Below are 19766 nucleotides of genomic sequence, written 5' to 3'. Positions count from 1 at the left end.
GTCGGGCTCCGGTCAGCGCCGTCGGCGGGACTGCCACAGCGCGGCGGCGGCGAGCAGGACGACGGCGGCGATCCCGGCGTACACCCCGGCGGACGGGCCACCGCTGTCCGCGTCGGCGGCGTCGCCGGAGGCCGTGCCGGTGTCACCGGAGGTCCCGGGGGTGTCCCCGGGGCTGTCCCCGGGGGTGTCCCCGGGGGTGTCGCCGGAGACCTGTTCGCCGCAGCCGGTGCGGGGGTAGCCGTCGATCGCGCAGAGCAGGGCGTTGCTGTCGTACCGCAGCGGCTCGGCGACCGAGGCGAGCGCCTCGGCGCTGGTCGCGTCCTCGGCGACCCGGGCGCAGGCGGTACGGGGCGCGGGCGGGTTCTCCCCGCCGGTGGCGTCGGCACGGGTCCCGAAGTCGACGACGAGCGCGACGCGCTTGCTCCCGTCGCGGGCGTCGGTGGCGCCGCAGATCGCGCCGAAGTCGTGCGGTCCGCGCGGTTTGGCCGCGTCCTGCGAGTTCTCGCTGACCGCGAACCGGAACCCCTGGACGTCGCCGTCCCCGGGCCGCGCGATCGACGGCCCCTGGTTCGCGTACGTCCAGGTGCCGTCGGTGAGGTCCCAGAAGGACCAGTACCGGTATCCGGCGGCCTGTGCGGGTGCGGCGGCCGTCGTCACGGCGGTGACGGCGGCGAGGAGGGCGAGCAGCAGGGCGGCGAGGGGGGTCCGGGCCCGGCGGTGGCTGCGGCGGGCCTGCCGGGGCCGGTCGGCGGGCTGTCCCGTGGCCTGACCCGTGGGCTTTCCGAGGGGCCGTCGGGTCGGCTCTCCGGTGGGCCGGGGCGGCGGGGTCACTTCTGCCGCTTCTTGCGGCGGCCGCTCAGCAGGATGCCGATCCCGATGCCGACGACCAGTCCGATTCCGATGATCCAGATGACGGCGGGGCCCCCGTCGTCGTCCTTGCTGTCCTTGGCGTTGTCCTTGCCGTCCTCGGCCGCCGTGTCCTTGGCGTCGGGGACGGATTCGGGGGCCGGGCCGGTGGCGTTGAGGCGCTGGACCAGGTCCGTGCCGCCGAAGTCGCGGGGGTCGGCGCCGGTGGCGTGGGCGGCGAGGACGAGCTGGGACCAGGCGGCGGGACCGCTCTTGGCGGCCCAGGCCGCGCCGTCGCGCTTCAGCCAGGTGACCGTGCGGTCCGCGCGGTCGGTGAGTCCGGCGGCGGCCAGGGCGACGACCGCGTCCGCGGTGTTGCCGTGGTCGGGCTGGTCCTTCGCCCCGGCGAGACTGCTGACGAGATAGCCCTTGGCGGAGAGCGCGGTGACGAGATGGGCGGCGCCGTTGCGGGCGGCGTCCGCGGCGGTACGGGGCTCGGCGCAGGTGGCCGGGGCGGCCGGGTCGGCGGCGGGCGCGGCCTTCGTGGCGAGGGTGCGGTCGAGTCCGCCGAGGACACCGGCGGCGGTGGCGTCCGCGTTGGCGGCCAGGACGCCCTTCTTGTCCGGCTGGTACGCGAAGGCGCCGCCGCCGTCCGCGTCGCACGGCACGGTGAGCTTCAGCAGCGCGTCGTGCGCGTTCTTGCCCTTCTTGGAGCGGACGCCGTCCGGCGCGGTACCGGCGGCGGTGAGCGCGCCCGCGACGAGGGACGTGGAGTTGGTGTCGCTGGGGCCGCCGGGGAGGTAGCCCCAGCCGCCGTCCGGGTTCTGCGCGGACTTCAGCCAGCGGACGGCGTCGCGTACGGCGGTGTCCTCGCCGCCGAGCGCGGCGAGGGCCTGCACGGCGGCGGCCGTGCTGTTGCTGTCGACGGGCGTCTTGGCGCCGCACTTCGCGGCCGGGTCCGCGCGGAACGCGGCGAAGGCGCCGTCGGCGCACTGCTGGGCGGTGAGCCAGTCGACCGCCTGCGCGGCGGGGCGCACCCCGGTGGTGTCCTGGGCGAGGAGGGTGAGCGACTGACGCCACACCCCGTCGTAGGTGGGGTCGGTGCTGCCGTGCAGACCGGGTGCGTCGGGGGCCGCGGGGGCTTCGGGGGTCGCGGGAGTGGTGACCGGGGCGGCGGTGGCCGTCGGGGCTGCGGCCGCGGCGATCACCGCGGTGGCGGCGATGGCCGTGACTGTGCGGCGGACGTTCATGATCGGCGGGTGCCTCTCCCTTGCGGGGAGCCGGGCGCGCGGGTGCGCGGGGTGTGGGCACCTGGGCGGCTCGGCTCCGTTTGCCTCGACGGTGCGTGTCACCGGTTCCCGGTGGCTTGAGCCGGTCACGATCCGTGCGGGGCATTCCGGCTGGGCCCTTGCGGGCGGCTCACGGTTGCGGGTCAGCGCCGGATTTACACCGGCTTCCCCCCGTACGGGCGCGATACGACTCCCCAACCTTACAGGCCGCCTTCGCTTGCGCTTCCGAGGTTCCCTGTGCTGGGCGTACTTGTTTCCCTTGTCGTCGCTCGGTGGTTTCGCGGTTCCCCGCGGGTCGCCTTCGCTTGCGCTTGTGAGGTCTGTCCGGGTGGACGCACTTGTCCCGTGCCGTCGCTCGTGGGGTGCGCAGTTCCCCGCGCCCCTGGGTTTCTTGTGCTGGACGCACTTCGTTGCTGTGCCGTCGCTCGTCGTTTTCGCGCAGTTCCCCGCGCCCCTTTGGGGCGCCATCTGCTTGTTCTTCGGGTCGGTGCCGGTCGGGATTCTCCGTCCTCGATCCGACACGCTCGGTAACACGTCCAGTGGTCCTACTGAAGAGCATCGGAGTCTGCGAGCAGAGATTCCCGCCCACCCCCTCCCGTAGCCGAGCGAGTGCGGGATGAGGGTGGTTTGAACCCCGACCCCGGTCGCTGACAGCCCGCACCCTGACGACAGCCCCAGGTGGGCGCCCCCAAAGGGGCGCGGGGAACTGCGCAAAGACGAGAGCAGACCCGCACCGGACGAACAAGCCCGAAGGGGCACCACCCAGGGGCGCGGGGAACTGCGCACCCCCGTCCAACCCGCACAGGAACAAGTACGTCCAGGTATGGAACCCCAGGGGCGCGAGGAACTGCGCGAGCAACCAAGAACCACCCGCACCCGAACGGGAACCGCAAGAGGCGCAACCCCAGGGGCGCGGGGAACTGCGCAAAAACGAGGACGGCCCCGCACCCGACGAACAAGCCCGAAGGGGCAGAACCCCAGGGGCGCGGGGAACTGCGCACCCACCGAACGACGGCACAGGAACAAGTGCGTCCAGCCGGGAGAACCCAGGAGCGCGAGCGAAGGCGACCCGTACGGGGACAAGTTCGCCCGGAACCGGGGTACGGGGAAGGGGCACGGGGGCGACCCGGTGAGGGGGGACCCCGGGTCAGGGCTCCTCGGGGCCCCGGGGCCGTTCCGCGTCGGACCCGCACAGCTCCCCGCTCAGCTCCTTCACCAGCAAGGTGAGATCCGTCGGCCGCCCAGGCCCCCACCAGTCCCCCAGCATCTCCGCCAACGACGCCTCCCGAGCCGCGGCCAGCGACTCCCCCACCTCCCGCCCCCGCGGGGTGAGCACCAGCGCCAGCCCGTCCCGCACCGCGAGCCCCCGCTCCTCCACCTGCCGCGCCGCCGCGGTGACGACCCCGAGCGGGACCCCCGCCCGCTCCGCGAGCATCGCGGGGTCCGCACCCCCGTCCCGCCGCGCCCGCAGCACCAGCCACCCCGCCGCGGGCAGCAGGTCGTACCCGGCCCGTTGGATGATCGTCACGTAGACGTGCCGCCGGCCTTCTCTCGTCCCGAGCACGGACAGCGCCCGTACGCACTCGTCGTACGAGGACCGCTGCACCGGATTGCTGGCGAACGTCTCGGTGCCGTCGGGCACCCGTACCGACCCCCGCAAGGGGTCCTCGTGGAAGAACCACGCGAGCACGAAGCCCAGCAGCGCGACCGGCGCCGCGTACAGGAACACCTCGGTGATGGAAGACGAGAACGCGTCGAGCACGGCGGGCCGCAGCGCCGCCGGGATCTGGTCGAGCCCCCGGGGATCGGCCGCGAGGGACGCGGGATCGACCCCGGCCGGCAGGTTCCGTCCCGCGAGCGCGTCGGCCAGCGCGTCCTGGAGCCGCCCCGCGAAGACCGAGCCGAACACGGCCACCCCGAACGCCGCCCCGATGGACCGGAAGAAGGTGACCCCGGACGTGGCCACCCCGAGATCCTCGTACGTCACGGAGTTCTGCGCGATCAGCACCAGGACCTGCATCACCAGTCCGAGCCCCAGCCCGAACACGAAGAAGTACGCGCTGGTCTCCGCGGTACCGGTGTGCGCGTCGAGCCGGTGCAGCAGGAGCAGCCCGATCGTGGTGATCCCGGTCCCCGCGACGGGGAACACCTTCCAGCGGCCCGTGCGGCTGACGATCTGCCCGGACACCGTGGACGAGAGCAGCAGCCCGACGACCATCGGCAGCATGTGCACGCCGGACATCGTCGGGGTCACCCCGCGCACGATCTGGAGGAAGGTCGGCAGGTACGTCATCGCGCCGAACATCGCGAAGCCGATGATGAACCCGATCACCGCGGCGAGCGTGAACGTACGGACGCGGAACAGTTTCAGCGGCAGCACCGGCTCCGCCGCGCGCCGCTCCACCGCGACGAACGCGACCGCGAGCAGCAGTCCGAGCAGCGCGAGACCGATGATCGGCGCCGAGTCCCATGCCCAGGTCGTGCCGCCGAGCGAGGCGACCAGCACCAGACAGGTCGCGACGGACGCGATGAGGAACGTGCCGAGGTAGTCGATGGTGTGCCGGGTGTCCCGGCGCGGGATGCGCAGCGAGGTGGCGATGACGACCAGCGCGACCGCGCCCAGCGGCAGATTGACGTAGAACACCCAGCGCCAGCTCAGCTGCTCGGTGAGCACCCCGCCGAGCAGGGGACCCAGCACGCTCGTGGTGCCGAACACCGCACCGAACAGCCCCTGGTACCGGCCACGCTCCCGCGGCGGGACGAGATCCCCGACGATCGCCATCGACAGCACCATGAGCCCGCCGCCGCCGAGCCCCTGGAGCGCGCGGAACCCGATGAGCTGCGGCATGTTCTGCGCGATCCCGCACAGCGCGGAACCGATCAGGAAGATGACGACGGCGGTCTGGAAGAGTCGTTTTCGGCCGTACTGGTCACCGAGCTTGCCCCACAGCGGGGTCGCGGCGGTCGACGCCAGCAGATACGCGGTGACCACCCAGGACAGATGGTCGAGCCCCCCGAGGTCGCTGACGATCGTGGGCAGCGCCGTCGACACGATGGTCTGGTCGAGGGACGCGAGCAGCATCCCGAGCAGCAACGCACCGATCGAAACCAGGACAGAACGGTCGAGCCGGTTCTCGCCCTTGCCCGAGAGCCGCGCGTGCGTGCCGCTCGCCCCGTGGGCGTCATGCGTCATGGACACTCCTCGGCCCGCTCGGGGACACCGCCTCTCCCATGGTGGTGGGTGTGCCCGGGGACGGCCTGTCGGGCGGTTGGGGCGCTCGCCTGCGGGCCGAACCGGTTGTCTGGATAATCACCCTCAAACAGAGGGAGGGGACCCAGACGGTGAACGGACAGGCTTGTCCTCGGTGCGGTACGCCCTGGGGGGCCGGCGCACAGGGCAGTTGCGGATGCGCGACGCGTCCCGACGAATCGGCGCGCGACGCCCGGCCCCCCGCGCGGGCACAGCACTTCGACCCGCTCCAGGTGCGCCCGTACGTCGGCCACGGCCCGGACCCGGCCCCCGCGCAAGCCGGAGCACCTCCCGGACCCCCGCCCCCGCCCCCGCCCCCGGGCACAGCCACGGGTACGGGTACCGCCGCAGGCGCGGTCACCGGCACGGGCGCGGGCGCTGCTCAGGGCTCCGGGCGGGGCGCCTCCGGCCAGAGCCCGGGGCACCAGGGCCCGGGGCATCAGGGCCCGAGCCACCCAGGGGGTCAGAACCACGCAGGGCAGAGCCACCCAGGGCAGAGCCACCAGGGCGGGAACCAGAGCTCGGGCCAGAGCCAGAGCCAGGATCAGGGCCAGGGGAACGCTCAGGGCGGCCGGGGCCGGGGCGTTCCCCGTACCGGTGCCGTACCGGCGTCCGCGGACGGCTCGGACGCCACCCGTCCGCTGCCCCGCGTGACCGCGCGCCCCGCGCCCGGCCCCCGGGGGACGACGCCCGGAGGCCCCGGTCCCGTACCGCCCGCGTTGCGCGGTCCGGGTGCCGTCGCCGGGACGGTGAGCGGCGCGGGCGCCGTCCCGCCGCCCCGGCAGGGCCCGCTGCCCACGGTGCCGCCGCCCGCGTACCCCGCCCGTACCCGGCCGAACCCGTCGGCACCGTCCCCCGGGCGCGGCACCCCCGCCGCCCCCGCCACCGGTCCCGGGACGCCGCCCGGCACCCCGTCCGTACGGCGTCCCGGCGCCGCACCCGGCGCCGCTCCGGCGGCCGGGCCCGCGGTGACGGGGCGTGGAGCGGGTCCGGGCGCGGGTGTGCTGCGCGCCCGGGGCGCGAGCGCGGCGGCGGCCGCCGCGGCGGCCACCCCGCCCATACCCGGCGCCCCGCACATACCCGGCGGCGCGGCCGTACCGGGGACACCGGCGACACCGGTCCCGACCGGCACCCCGTCCGTCCCCGGCGCACCGCCCACGGGAAGCACCCGGGGCACGGCAAGCGCCCCAGGCACCTCGAACGCACCCGGGACACCCGACGGCGAACCCCGCCCCGGACCCGCCGCGTCGGGCGAAGCCCCCGCCAACGCCACCGCACCGGACGCGCACGGCAGGGCCACCGCGCCCGGCACCGCGTCACACGCCGGTACCCCGATGCCCCCGGCCGGACCGCTGCCTCCGCTGGCGGACCCGGACGCGCCCCGTCCGCATCCCGCGCCGCCCGGCCCCCCGCCGCCCCTGCCGACCCCGCCCGCCCCGGCCCCGCGCCAGGACCCCGCGGCAGCGAACCGACAGGGTGCCGCGCCGGTCACCTGGCCCGTCGTGCAGCCCGCGACGGATGTACGGCCGACCCCGCCCCCGGAGCGGACGCACCCCTCCGGCACCGGGTTCGACACGACGGCCGCCGTCTACGCGGGGCCGCCCGGTGCGGGGCAGCACGAGGAGCCCGACCCGCGGGAGCGGCGGCGCCGGCTCGCGATCATCGCCACCTCGGGAATGGCGGTCGCGGCGGCGGGTGTCGCGGCGGTGACCGCGGGACTGTTCAGCTACGACAAACCGACGCACGACAAGGCCCTGCCCGAGGTGGACACCAGCGTCCCGGACACCGGTATCCCGGCCACCGAGGAACCGGACACGGCACCGGTCGGCAACCCCGTGTCCCGGCCGCCCCGCCCGGCCACCGGGAGCACCTCGCCGTCGGCGTCCCCGTCGGCCGGTTCCCCCACCTCCACCCAGCCGCTGAAGCCGGGGGGTACGGCGACCCCGTCGAAGGCTCCCGACAAGAAGGGCTCGGCGTCCCCGTCGGCCCCGCGCGACACCGCCCGGCCGACCACGTCCGCACCGGCGCCCGCGCCCCCGCCCGTCACGGACGGCACGCTGCGGGTGGGTGACCGCGGTGCGGCGGTCCAGGAACTCCAGCGGCGGCTGTGGGAGCTGCGGCTCTACACCGGCGCCCAGAACGGCGTCTTCAACTCCGAGGTCTCCCAGGCCCTGATCCGCTACCAGATCGCCCGGGGCGTCCCGCAGGAGATGGGCAGCTACGGCCCGGCCACCCGCCGCAGCCTCGAAGGCGAGACCTCCGGGTCCGGCAGCGGTGGCGACGGCCGTAGCGGGCGGGGCGGAAGCGACGGGAGCGGCGGAAGCGGCGGCCGTGAGGACGACGAGGACGACTGAACAGGGCAGCCGGGGGACGACCGGCCCGGCCCGGGGCACACGTCGGCCCCGGGCCCCCGTGAGGGAGTCCGGGGCCGATGACGGACGGACGGGCGGCTCGGCCGATGACCGACGGCCGGGTCGGGCGGGTCGGGCAGGGCGGCCGGGTGGTGGGGCGGGTCAGCCGATGTGGAGCGTCACGGTCCCGTCGTCCGCGCGGGACACCCGTACCCGGGTGAGGTCGTCCACCTGGACGGTCGGTCCGTGCGCGCGGGCCCGGGGGCCGATCCCGACGACCTGCATCCCGGCGGCGAGTCCGGCTCTGATCCCGGCCTCGGAGTCCTCGAAGACCACACAGTCCGCGGCGGGGACACCCAGTTCGGCGGCGCCCTTGAGGAATCCCTCGGGGTCGGGCTTGCTGGCGCCCACCGACTCGGCGGTGATCCGGGCCGAAGGCACGGGCAGCCCGGCGGCGGACATCCGCCGCTCGGCCAGGCGCAGCGGCGCGGAGGTCACGAGCGCGTGCGGCACCGCGGCGAGCGAGGCCAGGAACTCCGCGCCCCCCGCCACCGGTACGACACCGTCCATGTCGGCGCTCTCCTCGGCGAGCAGACGCGCGTTGTCCCGGTGGTTCTCCTCCATCGGCCGGTCGGGCAGCAGCGCGGCCATGGACGCCTGACCCTGCCGGCCGTGCACCACGCTCATGACGGCGTCCCCGTCGAGCCCCTGCGCGGCGGCCCAGCGCCGCCAGACCCGCTCGGTCGGGCCGTCGGAGTTCACCAGGGTCCCGTCCATGTCCAGCAGCAGGGCACGGGCGGTCAGCACGGTCGTGGCCGTCATCAGCAGCTCCAAAGGGACGGGCCGCGGACGAGGTCATCGCGCGCGGTTCGCGTGGCCCGCCGTCACGGCGGGCAGGGACGTGCCCGGGCGGTCGCGCCGGAACCGTTCCCGGAAGAACGGCCCCGCCCGCTGGTCAGGGGTGTGCGGGCGGAGCCATTTGTTTCACGAGTATACAAAGTGGACGGTCAGCCCGCCACCGCCTCATAAAGGCTCCAGACGCCCAGCCCCAGCATCAGCAGCGCGGCGATCCGGGTGATCAGCGTCAGCGGCACCCGCTTCATCAGCGCCTTGCCGCCCACGATCCCGAGCCCCGCGACGGTCCACAGCGCGAGCACGGCACCGAGTCCGACGGAGAGCGGGTCGTCGTAGCGGGCGGCGAGGTTGGCGGTCATGATCTGCGTCAGATCACCGAACTCGGCGATCAGGATGAGCATGAACCCGGCCCCCGAGACCTTCCAGAAGCTCTGGTCGGCGGGCTGGCGGATCTCCTCGTCGCCGTCGCTCTTCTTCAGGAACAGCACGGCCGCGCCACCGAGGAACAGCACACCGGTGATGGCGCTGAGCAGCCGCCCGGGGAGCAGCGTCAGCACGCTGCCCGCGGCGACCGCGAGGGTGACGTGGACGGCGAACGCGGCGGCGACCCCGGCGAAGACGTACGAGGCGCGGTAGCGCGTCCCCAGGACGAGTCCGGCGAGTGCCGTCTTGTCCGGCAGCTCGGCAAGGAAGACGACGCCGAACACGAGCGCCGTCACACTGATGCTGATCAAGGTTCCTCAATCGGTCGGGGCTGCCCCGCCGAGAGCGACCGCGTACGACACCTCGGCACGGCAGCGCTCGGACGCGCGCACGGGTGGTGCGCACGACAGCACTGCTGGCCGAAGGTCTCGCTGACGGGCCCGGTCCGGTCGATCCCGGATCAGGGCTCCGCCTCCGGGCGCCGGCTCAGACGAGCTGAGCAGTATGTCGACGGTCCGGCGAAGAGCTACTCCCCTTCTGCGCCACCCATGGTACGGGAGGCCGGACCCGCCCGCCCTGGGACATGGGTCACGGCGGGGGACGCGGCCGGGCGACGTGGGCCGGGGACGGATCGCACCGCGCCGTACAGCACCATGCCGTACCGGGTCACACCGTGCCGTACCGGGTCGCATCGCACACCGCACCCCACCCGGCACTCCCGCCCCGCGCGCGACGGCGTACCCCGGTCCGCGCGAACCGCCCGGGCCGGAACATTTCACAACCATTCGACCCCACAAGGGACATGATCCTCCGTCACCCCCTTGATGTGTCGTGCCCATGACGCAACCCTGTTACCTGGCGACCACGCTCCGGCAACCCCCGGGCGCCGGCGTGGCCGCGCCCCACCCAGGGGCCTTGCCCCCCACTTCCAAGGGAGCCCTCATGTCCGGCCTCTACGCGCGTCGCACCTCATCCACCGGTCCCACCCGCACCCGATCCCTCCTCCGCGGCCGCGGTCTCGGTGCCGTCGTGGCGCTGACGGCGAGCCTGTCCGCCGTCGCCGTGCTCACCGGGCCGCCCGCCCAGGCCGCTCCCCCGGCCCCGGTCAGCGCGGCGACCGCCCGGACCTACCTCACCCAGCTCACCGTCGCCGCCGAGGGCTCGTCGGCCGGTTACAGCCGCGACAAGTTCCCGCACTGGAGCACCGTGTCCGGCGCCTGCAACACCCGTGAGGTCGTCCTCGAACGGGACGGGACCAACGTCGTCCAGAACGCCAGCTGTGCCGCCGTCTCCGGCAGTTGGTTCTCGCCCTACGACGGCGCCACCTGGACCGCCGCGTCCGACGTCGACATCGACCATGTCGTCCCGCTGTCCGAGGCATGGCGCTCCGGCGCCAGCGGCTGGACCACCAGCACCCGCCAGGCCTTCGCCAACGACCTCGCCCGCCCCCAGCTCATCGCGGTCACCGACAACGTCAACCAGGCCAAGGGCGACAAGGACCCCGCCGAATGGCTGCCGCCCACCTCCTCGTACAACTGCGTCTACGCGCGCATGTGGGTGCATGTGAAGAAGCACTACGACCTCAAGATCGACACCGCCGAGAAGACCGCCCTGGGGAACATCCTCAACAGCTGCTGACCGCCCGCCCGGTCCGCGCCCCGGCACCCCGGGGCGCGGCACCCGTCACCCGGCGGGGCCCCGGCGGTGCGCCCGCCGTGCCGGAACCTCCCCGTGACCGCCCGTCGTTCCGTACCGTACGGGGACGACGGAGGAGGGTGAACACCGTGGCGACGCTGCGTCTGGGACCACTGCTGAGGTATGTCGACGGATCGTCCGCGACCGTCTGGGTCGAGGCGGGCCGCCCCTGCACCGCCGAGGTCCGCTGCGCGGACGGCGCGGTCGGCTCGGCCCGTACGTTCCAGATCGAGGGCCATCACTACGCGCTGGTCACGGTCGGGGGCCTGACCCCCGGCACCCGCACCGCCTACGAGGTCCTGCTCGACGGCGCACGGGTGTGGCCCGCGGCCGATCCGGCCCTCGCCGCGTTCCCGCCCTCCACGATCACCACCCCGGGGGCCCCGGGTTCCGGTACGGATGCCGGGGCCGGTACGGGCACGGGCGCGGGCGCGGGGGCCGGCGCTGAGGAGGTTCCGGGCGCGGGGGTCGGTGGGGACGCCGGCGATGGTACGGACGCGGAGACCGGTACCGTCCGGGTGGCGTTCGGCTCCTGCCGCTGGGCGGCGCCGCCCGACGGGGAGAAGGATCCGGTCGGCCCGGACGCCCTGGACACCCTGGCCGCCCGGCTCGCCGCCGACCCGGACGGGCCCCGCCCCGACGTGCTGCTCCTGCTCGGTGACCAGGTGTACGCGGACGAGACCTCCCCCGCGACCCGCCGCTGGCTCGCCGCCCGCCGCGATCTGACCGAGCCGCCGGGCGACCAGGTCGCGGACTACGAGGAGTACACCCGGCTGTACTACGAGTCCTGGCTCGACCCGGAGGTCCGCTGGCTGCTCTCGACCGTACCGAGCCTGATGATCTTCGACGACCATGACGTCATCGACGACTGGAACACCAGCGAGTCCTGGCTCGCCGAGATGCGGGCCACCCCCTGGTGGAACGAGCGCATCCTCAGCGGCCTCATGTCGTACTGGGTCCATCAGCACCTGGGCAATCTGGCCCCGGCCGAACTCGCCGCGGACCCGTTGTACGCCCAGGTGCGCGAGGCCTCCGACGGCAGCGACGCGCTGCGGGCCTTCGCCGCCCGCGCCGACGCCGACCCGGCCGCCGTGCGCTGGAGCTACCGCCGGGACTTCGGCCGGACGCGGCTGCTGATGATCGACACCCGCGCGGCCCGGGTGCTGGACGAGCAGAACCGGGCGATGGTCGACCCGGACGAGGCCGACTGGCTGCGCGCCCAGGCCCTCGACACCCCCGGCTCGTACGACCATCTGCTGATCGGTACCTCGCTGCCGTGGCTGCTGCCGCCGCTGGTGCATGACGCGGAGGAGTGGGACGCCTCGCTGTGCCGGGGCACCCGGGGGGCGCGCTGGGCACGGTTCGGCGAGTGGCTGCGCCGCCGCGCCGACCTGGAGCACTGGGCGGCCTTCCCGAACTCGTTCGCCTGGCTGACGGACCTGATCGCGGAGGCGGGCTCGGGCCCGTCGGCGCCCGCCTCGGTGTACGTCCTGTCGGGCGACGTCCACCACGCGTACCTCGCGGAACCCACCCACTGGCCCGCGGATTCCGCGCCCGCCGCCCGCGTCCTGCAACTGACCTGTTCTCCGGTGCACAACTCCGTTCCCGCGTCGATCACCTGGGGATTCCGCTTCGGCTGGAGCAGACCGGCCCAGGCCCTCGGCCGGGCCTTCGCGGGCCACGCCCGGTCCGGCACCCGGGGCCTCAGGTGGCGCAAGCGGGGCGGCCCGTGGTTCGGCAACCAGCTGATGACACTCACCCTGCGGGGCCGCACCTCGGTCCTGAGACTGGACCAGGCACGCGAACACGCGCAGGGCGGGGCCCGGCTGGAGACGGTACGGGAGACGGAACTCACCCCGTAGCGGCCTCGGTGCGGGCGGGCGCGGGAGGGCGCGCGTACGGGAGAGGTGACGGGAGAGGTACGCGTACGGGGAGCGCTCGGGGGCATCGGGAGTACTGGGGACGCCCGGCGCGCCGGGCGCCCTGGGGGTGCCTGGTGCACCTGGGGATGATCGCGCGGGCAGCAGCACTCACCCCTCACTCCGCGTGATCGGACGGCCACCGGGGCGGACCGCCGGAGGGAGTGCGCACCGCGCGTGCGGCGGCCGACGGAAGGGCTGCCCAACGCGCGGAAACCCGTACGAGAAGGCCGATCTATGGCCGAATGTTGAACTTGCAAGCACTCTTCCGGCACTCCTAGCGTATGACTCCGTTCGGTTACGTCCCCCACCACACCGAAGGAGTCCCCCCACATGACTGGTCGTCTCGATCGCGCCCAGCCCTACGCCATCGGAATGTTCCGGATCGTCGTCGGTCTGCTCTTCGCCTGCCACGGCGCCGCCTCCCTGTTCGGCGTTCTCGGCGGCGCCCACGGCGGCGGAACCATCCCCGCCGGAACCTGGCCCGGCTGGTACGCCGCCGTCATCCAGCTCGTCGGCGGCGGCCTGGTGATGATCGGCCTCGGCACCCGCGCCGCGGCGTTCGTCTCCTCGGGCTCGATGGCGTACGCGTACTTCAAGGTCCACCAGCCGGAGGCCCTGTGGCCGCTCCAGAACAGCGGGGAGGCGTCGGCGATGTTCTGCTGGGCGTTCCTGCTGCTGGTGTTCACCGGCTCCGGCGCCCTCGGGCTGGACCGGCTCCTCGCCTCACGCTCGCGTGACACGGGGACCCGGCAGCGGACCCGGAAGACCGCGACGGCCTCGGCCTGATCTGACCGCCCCTGGTCCGGACCATCCCGGCCAGCGGTACGACCCCCAGGACGACACCGGCTCGCCGCCCCCAGACGGCGAGCTCCCCACACGGCGTCGCGCCTGTCACCACCACGAGGCCCGTCGGCACCCGCCGACGGGCCTCGCCCGTTTGCCCGGTACGGACGACGGTCCGCCAGGTCGCTCCGCCGCCCGCAGCGCCCGCGGAGGGGCGGTGCGAAGGCGCGGCCCAGGACGCCCGCGCGGGACCGGCCCCGCCCGAAGACGTACCGGCACGGCGTTCCGGTCCGACCGGTCCGTACGTCCGGCCGCCGTCCGTGTACAGCTCGACCCCCTGCTGCGCAACGGCGAGTTCCAGCCATACGCACGGCTACGAGGTGAACACGGTGTGGAGAACACTTGAGCCCCCGATGGATCACGCACGTCACCTGCCGCGTACGCTGTATGGCTGTCACCAAGCGCCGACACTGCCGCACCTCGCGGACACTGCGGCATCGCGATGCCGACCGGGGGAGTATCGGTGCTGGAGAGTGTGGGGCCGCTGACCGGCAGCCCATGGATCTACGCCCTGGTAGGGGTGTCGGTCCTCTTCGACGTGTTCCTCCCGGTGCTGCCCAGCGGGGTGCTCGTGATCACCGCCGCCACTGCCGCGGCGGCGGGTACCGGCGCGGCTACCGGACAGGTCCCGCACGACGTCCCCGACATCCTGGTCCTGATCCTGTGCGCCGCCACCGCCTCGGTGCTCGGCGACCTCTGCGCGTTCCGGCTGGCGCGACGCGGCGGCCCCCGTTTCGACCGGGCCATCGCCCGCTCCCGGCGGCTGACCTCCGCCCAGGCGCGGCTCGGCTCGGCACTGGCCCGGGGCGGCGGCGCGCTCGTGGTGATCGCACGGTTCGCCCCGGCGGGCCGTTCGATCGTCTCGCTCGGCGCGGGGGCGGCCCAGCGCAGGATCCGCGAGTTCCTGCCGTGGTCGGCACTCGCGGGTGTCGCGTGGGCCGCGTACAGCGTGGGCCTCGGCTACATGGGCGCGCAGTGGCTCGGCGCGACCTGGCTCGGAGCCGGGTTCTCCCTGCTGGCGCTGTTCGCGGCGGGCGCGGGCGCCGCCTACGTCGTACGCCGCCCCGCCCCGGCGGCGAGCACCCCGGCGGCGAGCTGACCCACCGGGCGCGGCGAATCACTTATCCGCAACCGCCCCGCACCCATGGCCGTCGCGCACGCACGGTGACCCGAACGCACGGTGACCCGCACGGGGCCGGGTGACGCCGGAGGCGAAGAACTCACACCCGCGAGGAAGCGCGCGGAGCGATCCCGCTCCCCCGGACCTCCAGCCCGGCGAGCAGATCGGCGGTGGCCGCCGCCACCGCGTCCACAGCCGCGTCGAACACCTCACGGTTATGGGCGGCCGGGGCCCGGAAGCCGGAGACCTTCCGCACATACTGCAAAGCGGCGGCCCGGACCTCGTCCTCGGTGGCCTCTTCGGGGATGGCGGGCGGACGGAGAGTCTTGATGCTGCGGCACATACGTCCAGTGTCCCTCTCCCACCCACCCCCTGTCCCGCCCCTCACTCCCCCGCACCCGGCAACCACCGGCGGTCCGCCGGCCCGCCGCCCCAGCGACCCGCCACCCCACCCCCGGCCCACCGATCGCGGAAGTCGCCCCACCAAATCGAACAGGCGTACCATTACCGCGTGGCTGCGACCTACGACTTCCCGAGCGATCTCCTCGCAGGTCAGGAGGAGCTGCATCAGGTGCGCGCGGAACTCCTCGACCTGCTGAAGCGCCTGCCCTGGTCGGTGGAGCCCCTCGACGGCTTCAGCGACGACACCAGCTGGCGCAGGATCGAACGCCCCGCGTCCCCCGGCTGGTCACCCGACGAGCAGGCCGAGGTCGAGAAGCTCCGCGCCCGTGAACGCGAGCTCGCAGTCTTCGTCACGTGTCATCGCTTCTGGACCGAGGTCACCGCCCCCCAGAAGGTCGACGCCCGCATGACCCTCAAACAGAGCGCCGCTCCCCCGCCCCAGCCGCCCCCGTGACACCGGCCCGGCGACACGGCACGCGAAAAACCCCGGCACCCTGCTGAACAGGGAGTACCGGGGCTTTCGTACTGCTTCATCCGGTGGGCGCGGACGGTTTCGAACCGCCGACATCTGCCTTGTAAGGGCAGCGCTCTACCACTGAGCTACGCGCCCGGAATGAGTCGACAGCCTACCTTGCCGCCGCCCCTGCCCCGCAAACACCTTTCCCGGGGACCGTCCTGACGTCCCCGCCCCCGTCCGATCCGCTACCGGTCCCGAGCCTGCGGGCTGGGGACGGGATGCCGGGGAGGGCGGGATGGCGGGGGGACAGCGCGCCGGGGTCCCGAGGCCGGGGGTCCGGGGGCCGGGAGCCGAGGTCCCGGGAGTCCGAGGCCCGGGGTCCCGAGGGCGGGGGTTATCCCCACCCCCGTTCCGGTAGCGGCCCGGATGCCCCTGCGGCGCCCCGCTCCCTACGGTCGGAGTACCCCGGTGGCGGCGGTGTCCGACGACCGTGACCGGCCAGGCACCGGGGTACCGCCGCAGCCATGTCCCAGGGGGGATTCCTATGACCGTTCGTACCAGCCGCCCACGCCGGAGCCGCGCGTCACTGCTCGCCGTCGCCGCCGGAACCATGGCGTTCGGCCTGGTCGCCACGGGCTGCACCTCCGATCCCGAGGACGACACCTCGCCCGAGCACCGCTCGTTCGCGCTGACCGGCCGGACCCTGACCGTCGACTCCGACGACTCCGCACTCGAACTCGTCCCCGCCGACATCGACAAGGTGGAGGTCACCCGCTGGTTCAAAGGCAAGGTCGCGGTCGGCTCCGAACCCTCGGTCAGCTGGTCGATGCGGGACGACCGGCTCAAGCTCCGTCTCCATTGCTCCGGCATCGTCGCCGACTGCGCGCTGAAACACCGGATCGAGATCCCCCGGGACGTGACCGTCAAGGTCAAGAACGACGACGGGTCCGTCCGCGCCTCCGGCTTCCGCACCCCGCTCAGCATCGACACGGACGACGGCTCCGTCCGCGTCGCGGACACCACCGGGCCGCTCACCCTGCACAGCGGCGACGGCAGCATCCACACCGACGGACTGCGTTCCCGGCAGGTCAAGGCCGACACCAACGACGGCTCCGTGCGGCTCCGGCTCGCCGTCGTCCCGGACCGGGTGACCGCCGACAGCAACGACGGCTCCGTCGAGGTCACTCTCCCGCGCGCGGGAGACAGCGACAGCGGCGACGGCGGCGGAACCGCCTACGCGGTTTCCGCCAAGAGCGACGACGGCAGCGTCAAGGTCTCCGTCCCCCGCGACGGGCGCAGCGCCCATGTCGTGTCCGCCCGGAGCAACGACGGAAGTGTCACGGTACGGAACGCGGACTGAACGCCCCGTGTGTTCGCGCCGGTCCGGTGGGACAATGACACCGGGCACGGCGGACCACAGCACGGGAGAGGGAAGTGACGGCGACACCATCGCAGCCGTACACACCGACAGCACGGCAGATGCTGCACACCCCCCACTTCGTTGATCCCCCACGCCCACCGACCCCCACGGACCCGCACGCCGGGCCCGACTCCCCGGCACCCGGCCCGGTGCCGCCCGCCGGACCCTCCGACCCCGGCGCGTCGCATACCCCGGCGCCGGTTCCCCGGACCGCCCGCCCCGCCACACCCGGCGACACAAGCAGCGCCCGTCCGCACCCCACCGCACCCGTGAAGAGCCACGCGTCCGGTCATGGGTCCGGGACGGGCGGTTCCGCCGTCCGTCGGTTCCTGTCACTGGCCCTGCTGCCCCTTCCCCTGCTCGCGCTCGCCGCCGTGACCCTCCCGGCGGCCTTCTCGGGCGGCGGGAACCGCCGCTGGTTCGGCGGGCGCGGCGAGGGCCAGCGCGCCGAGGCCCAGGCGGCCAAGGACGCCGCCGCCGCCGCGTTCTACGAACTGGACTCCGCGCAACGCGATCTGCGGATCTCCATAGAGACCATCACCGCCGTCGACGACTCGCCCCCGGCCCGCGGCGCCGTCTCCGGTTTCACGGATCTGAGCGCCCGTATCGACGAGGTCAGCCACCAGTACATCGCCGCCGTCGACGCGCATGACCTCGACCGGGACGATCTGGAGGCGTCCACCGCCTCCCGTGCCCGCGCCGAGCTCACCCAGGCCCGGGACGCCCTGAACAAGGTCAAGGACGACCTCGACCGCTTCACCCAGGGTCTCGGCCCGCTCCTCGACAAGGCCGAGACCCAGCTCGCCCGGCTCGCACCCGCCGTGGAGCGCGCCCGGCAGTCCCTGCTCGCCGCGAGCAACGCCCTCGACGCCACCCGGGCCGCCGGACTGCGGGCCGACGACCTCGCCGCCCGCCTCGCCGCACTGGCCCCCGAGCTGACCAGGCTGAACCAGGGGGCCGGCCGCCACGGCGTCCCCGAGACCCTCCAGCGTGCCGAGCACGTCGCCCGCGACGCCGAGGCGGTACGGGCCGAGGCCGAGCGGCTCCCGGAGCGCGCCGCCGAGACCGACCGCCGCCTGGTGTCGCTGCGCACCCGCGCCCAGGCCCTCACCACCCGCGCCGAGCAGGTGGAACCGATCCTCAGCGAGCTGCGCCGCCGCTTCACCATCGCCTGCTGGCAGGACCTCCAGCAGGTGCCGGATCAGGCCGCCGCCACCGTCCGGCAGGCCGAGACCAAGCTCGCCGAGGCCCAGGCCGCCCGCGACGCCCAGCGCTGGCCGGACGCCACCTCCCTCCTCTCCACCGTCCGCGCCCTCCTCAACTCCACCGACGAGGCCGTCTCCGCCGCCGGGAACCGCCTTCAGCGGCTCAACGCCGTCGCCAAGGACCCCCAGGACGAGATCGACCGCACCCGCTTCGCCATCCGGGACGCCCAGCGCCTCGCCATGGCCGACCGGCACACACCCGACCCCCGGCACGCCCGCCCCCTGGACGAGTCGGTACGGCGGCTGGAGCTCGCCATCGCCACCCTGGAAGGCCGCCACCCGGACTACTGGCACTTCCTGACCGAGCTGGAGGCCGTCCGGCAGACGGTGGCCACCGTGGTGTCCCGTATCCGCGAGGAACGCGGCACCACCGCCTGAACCGACCCCTACCGCGCCCGCACCGCCCCGGATGGCCCGAAGCACCCGCGCGGCACCGGCCGTCCGCCCGCTAGCCTGTCCCCATGCCCCGCTACGAGTACCGCTGCCGCACCTGCGGCGACACCTTCGAACTCAGCCGTCCCATGGCCGAGTCCGCCGCCCCCGCCGCCTGTCCGGTGGGTCACGACGACACCGTGAAGCTCCTGTCGACCGTGGCCGTCGGCGGCTCGTCCGCCGCCGCTCCCGCGCCCGGTCCCGCCTCGGGCGGCGGCGGAGGATGCTGCGGGGGCGGCTGCTGCGGCTGAACCCCACGGCGGGGGGGCATGCCGGGTCCCGGTGGCCCTCATGTCCCCAGATAGCGGAGGACCGCGAGCACCCGGCGCGAGTAGCCGGACTCCCCCGACAGCTCCAGCTTGTCGAAGATCGCGTTGATGTGTTTCTCGACCGCGCTCTGCGAGATGTGCAGCCGCCCGGCGATCGCCGCGTTCGTGTGCCCCTGCGCCATCTCCGCCAGTACCTCCTTCTCCCGCGCGGTCAGCCGGCCCAGCAGATCGGCGTGCGGGCTGCCGCCGAGGAGCTGGCGGACCACCTCCGGGTCGAAGGCCGCCCGGCCCTTGGCCACCCGCTCCAACGCGTCCAGGAACTCGTCGACCTGGACCACCCGGTCCTTCAGCAGATATCCCACCCCTTCCGACTGCCCGGTGAGCAGTTCCGTGGCGTAGCGCTTCTCGATGTACTGCGACAGCACCAGGACCCCGACACCCGGCCAGCGGTCCCGGATCTCCAGCGCCGCGCGGAGCCCTTCGTCGCTGTGGGTCGGCGGCATCCGGACATCGGCGACGACGACGTCCGGGCGCTCCCGTTCGACGGCGGCCAGCAGCGCCACCGCGTCGCCCACGGCCGCCAGCACCTCGTGGCCCTCCTCCGCGAGCAGCCGCACCAGACCCTCCCGCAGCAGCGTCGAGTCCTCGGCCAGGATCAGCCGCACGGCAGCTTCACGGTGATCACGGTCGGTCCGCCGACCGGGCTGTCGACATCGAAGGTCCCGTCCAGCGCGGCGGCTCTGCGGGCCAGACCCGTGAGCAGCACGAATATCAGCTCGGCGACCGCGGTGCAGGCGCCGAGCACGAGTCCGGTGGCGAGTCTGAGCCCGCCGCGTACGACTGTGTCCACGTCGATCACGGTAGCCAGCCGGCGGGTCCCGGCACATTGTGGAAAACCGCAGTTCTTCCCTGTGGCGCGTACCACCG

At 74.0% G+C, this 19766-nt stretch carries 17 protein-coding genes, 1 tRNA gene and 1 riboswitch; of the genes, 9 read left to right on the top strand and 9 right to left on the bottom strand.

What is annotated here, in order from left to right; genetic code table 11:
• Positions 1–12 precede the first annotated feature (12 nt).
• The 3 genes from OG711_RS27795 to OG711_RS27785 form a co-directional block, all read right to left on the bottom strand.
• Entirely contained in the window at positions 13–690 is a 678-nt protein-coding gene (locus OG711_RS27795; protein WP_329564087.1) for an SCO2322 family protein, read from the bottom strand.
• Positions 691–827: 137 nt separating this feature from the next.
• Positions 828–2096, bottom strand: a complete 1269-nt coding sequence (locus OG711_RS27790) for a prenyltransferase/squalene oxidase repeat-containing protein (RefSeq protein WP_329561145.1) — start codon at positions 2094–2096, stop codon at positions 828–830.
• Positions 2097–2235: 139 nt separating this feature from the next.
• A riboswitch (cobalamin riboswitch) is annotated at positions 2236–2306 on the bottom strand.
• Between the two features lie 976 nt (positions 2307–3282).
• On the bottom strand, positions 3283–5328 hold the full coding sequence (locus OG711_RS27785) for a DHA2 family efflux MFS transporter permease subunit (protein ID WP_399502427.1): 2046 nt from the start codon (positions 5326–5328) through the stop codon (positions 3283–3285).
• 707 nt (positions 5329–6035) lie between these two features.
• Here OG711_RS27785 and OG711_RS27780 point away from each other — a divergent pair.
• Positions 6036–7739, top strand: a complete 1704-nt coding sequence (locus OG711_RS27780; RefSeq protein WP_329561143.1) for a peptidoglycan-binding domain-containing protein — start codon at positions 6036–6038, stop codon at positions 7737–7739.
• Positions 7740–7898: 159 nt separating this feature from the next.
• Here the strand turns inward: OG711_RS27780 and OG711_RS27775 are convergent, their stop codons facing one another.
• On the bottom strand, positions 7899–8558 hold the full coding sequence (locus OG711_RS27775; RefSeq protein WP_266514973.1) for an HAD-IA family hydrolase: 660 nt from the start codon (positions 8556–8558) through the stop codon (positions 7899–7901).
• A gap of 185 nt (positions 8559–8743) precedes the next feature.
• On the bottom strand, positions 8744–9325 hold the full coding sequence (locus OG711_RS27770) for a TMEM165/GDT1 family protein (protein ID WP_073793513.1): 582 nt from the start codon (positions 9323–9325) through the stop codon (positions 8744–8746).
• Between the two features lie 631 nt (positions 9326–9956).
• Between OG711_RS27770 and OG711_RS27765 the strand changes: the two genes are divergently transcribed.
• From OG711_RS27765 to OG711_RS27750, 4 genes are all read left to right on the top strand, one after another.
• Positions 9957–10652 (top strand): HNH endonuclease family protein, encoded by a 696-nt coding sequence (locus OG711_RS27765; RefSeq protein WP_073793514.1) that lies wholly within the window; start codon positions 9957–9959, stop codon positions 10650–10652.
• 146 nt (positions 10653–10798) lie between these two features.
• A complete protein-coding gene (locus tag OG711_RS27760) occupies positions 10799–12571 on the top strand; it encodes an alkaline phosphatase D family protein (RefSeq protein WP_329561138.1) in 1773 nt (590 codons plus the stop codon).
• A 390-nt stretch (positions 12572–12961) separates the two neighbouring features.
• Positions 12962–13417 carry a DoxX family protein gene (locus tag OG711_RS27755; protein ID WP_073793515.1) on the top strand — a complete coding sequence of 152 codons (456 nt, stop codon included), beginning with the start codon at positions 12962–12964 and terminating at the stop codon, positions 13415–13417.
• A 520-nt stretch (positions 13418–13937) separates the two neighbouring features.
• Complete coding sequence (locus OG711_RS27750; RefSeq protein WP_073793516.1) at positions 13938–14573, top strand: DedA family protein; 636 nt, start codon at positions 13938–13940, stop codon at positions 14571–14573.
• Positions 14574–14694: 121 nt separating this feature from the next.
• Here OG711_RS27750 and OG711_RS27745 read toward each other — a convergent pair whose 3' ends face one another.
• Entirely contained in the window at positions 14695–14937 is a 243-nt protein-coding gene (locus OG711_RS27745) for a DUF2277 family protein (protein ID WP_073793517.1), read from the bottom strand.
• 168 nt (positions 14938–15105) lie between these two features.
• On the opposite strand from OG711_RS27745, the gene OG711_RS27740 reads away from it, so the two are divergent.
• The gene (locus tag OG711_RS27740; RefSeq protein ID WP_073793518.1) at positions 15106–15450 is read left to right on the top strand and encodes a hypothetical protein; all 345 of its coding nucleotides are present in this window, start codon (positions 15106–15108) and stop codon (positions 15448–15450) included.
• 84 nt (positions 15451–15534) lie between these two features.
• On the opposite strand, the gene OG711_RS27735 is transcribed toward OG711_RS27740, so the two are convergent.
• Positions 15535–15606 (bottom strand) — tRNA-Val (locus OG711_RS27735).
• 391 nt (positions 15607–15997) lie between these two features.
• Here OG711_RS27735 and OG711_RS27730 point away from each other — a divergent pair.
• The 3 genes from OG711_RS27730 to OG711_RS27720 all read left to right on the top strand — a co-directional run bounded on the left by OG711_RS27730 (position 15998) and on the right by OG711_RS27720 (position 18821).
• Entirely contained in the window at positions 15998–16813 is an 816-nt protein-coding gene (locus tag OG711_RS27730) for a DUF4097 family beta strand repeat-containing protein (protein ID WP_329561134.1), read from the top strand.
• A gap of 119 nt (positions 16814–16932) precedes the next feature.
• On the top strand, positions 16933–18516 hold the full coding sequence (locus OG711_RS27725; protein ID WP_405675003.1) for a coiled-coil domain-containing protein: 1584 nt from the start codon (positions 16933–16935) through the stop codon (positions 18514–18516).
• A gap of 83 nt (positions 18517–18599) precedes the next feature.
• Positions 18600–18821 carry an FmdB family zinc ribbon protein gene (locus tag OG711_RS27720; RefSeq protein WP_073793521.1) on the top strand — a complete coding sequence of 74 codons (222 nt, stop codon included), beginning with the start codon at positions 18600–18602 and terminating at the stop codon, positions 18819–18821.
• Positions 18822–18859: 38 nt separating this feature from the next.
• On the opposite strand, the gene OG711_RS27715 is transcribed toward OG711_RS27720, so the two are convergent.
• Both OG711_RS27715 and OG711_RS27710 read right to left on the bottom strand, forming a co-directional pair.
• Entirely contained in the window at positions 18860–19504 is a 645-nt protein-coding gene (locus OG711_RS27715) for a response regulator transcription factor (RefSeq protein ID WP_329561132.1), read from the bottom strand.
• The gene (locus OG711_RS27710; RefSeq protein WP_329564274.1) at positions 19495–19689 is read right to left on the bottom strand and encodes a hypothetical protein; all 195 of its coding nucleotides are present in this window, start codon (positions 19687–19689) and stop codon (positions 19495–19497) included. Before OG711_RS27710 ends, OG711_RS27715 begins: the two co-directional genes overlap by 10 nt.
• Positions 19690–19766 lie beyond the last annotated feature (77 nt).

Source organism: Streptomyces uncialis, from assembly GCF_036250755.1.
Taxonomy (GTDB): Bacteria; Actinomycetota; Actinomycetes; order Streptomycetales; family Streptomycetaceae; genus Streptomyces; species Streptomyces uncialis.
Note: the sequence above shows the minus strand (reverse complement) of the source record. Positions and strands in the feature narration are given on the sequence as shown.

Excerpts from the sequence above, each read along its gene's own strand:
- OG711_RS27725 (WP_405675003.1), top strand. The coding sequence starts at position 16,933 with ATGCTGCACACCCCCCACTTCGTTGATCCCCCACGCCCACCGACCCCC.
- OG711_RS27775 (WP_266514973.1), bottom strand. The coding sequence starts at position 8,558 with ATGACGGCCACGACCGTGCTGACCGCCCGTGCCCTGCTGCTGGACATG.
- OG711_RS27785 (WP_399502427.1), bottom strand. The coding sequence starts at position 5,328 with ATGACGCATGACGCCCACGGGGCGAGCGGCACGCACGCGCGGCTCTCG.
- OG711_RS27790 (WP_329561145.1), bottom strand. The coding sequence starts at position 2,096 with ATGAACGTCCGCCGCACAGTCACGGCCATCGCCGCCACCGCGGTGATC.
- OG711_RS27745 (WP_073793517.1), bottom strand. The coding sequence starts at position 14,937 with ATGTGCCGCAGCATCAAGACTCTCCGTCCGCCCGCCATCCCCGAAGAG.
- OG711_RS27765 (WP_073793514.1), top strand. The coding sequence starts at position 9,957 with ATGTCCGGCCTCTACGCGCGTCGCACCTCATCCACCGGTCCCACCCGC.
- OG711_RS27730 (WP_329561134.1), top strand. The coding sequence starts at position 15,998 with ATGACCGTTCGTACCAGCCGCCCACGCCGGAGCCGCGCGTCACTGCTC.
- OG711_RS27755 (WP_073793515.1), top strand. The coding sequence starts at position 12,962 with ATGACTGGTCGTCTCGATCGCGCCCAGCCCTACGCCATCGGAATGTTC.
- OG711_RS27720 (WP_073793521.1), top strand. The coding sequence starts at position 18,600 with ATGCCCCGCTACGAGTACCGCTGCCGCACCTGCGGCGACACCTTCGAA.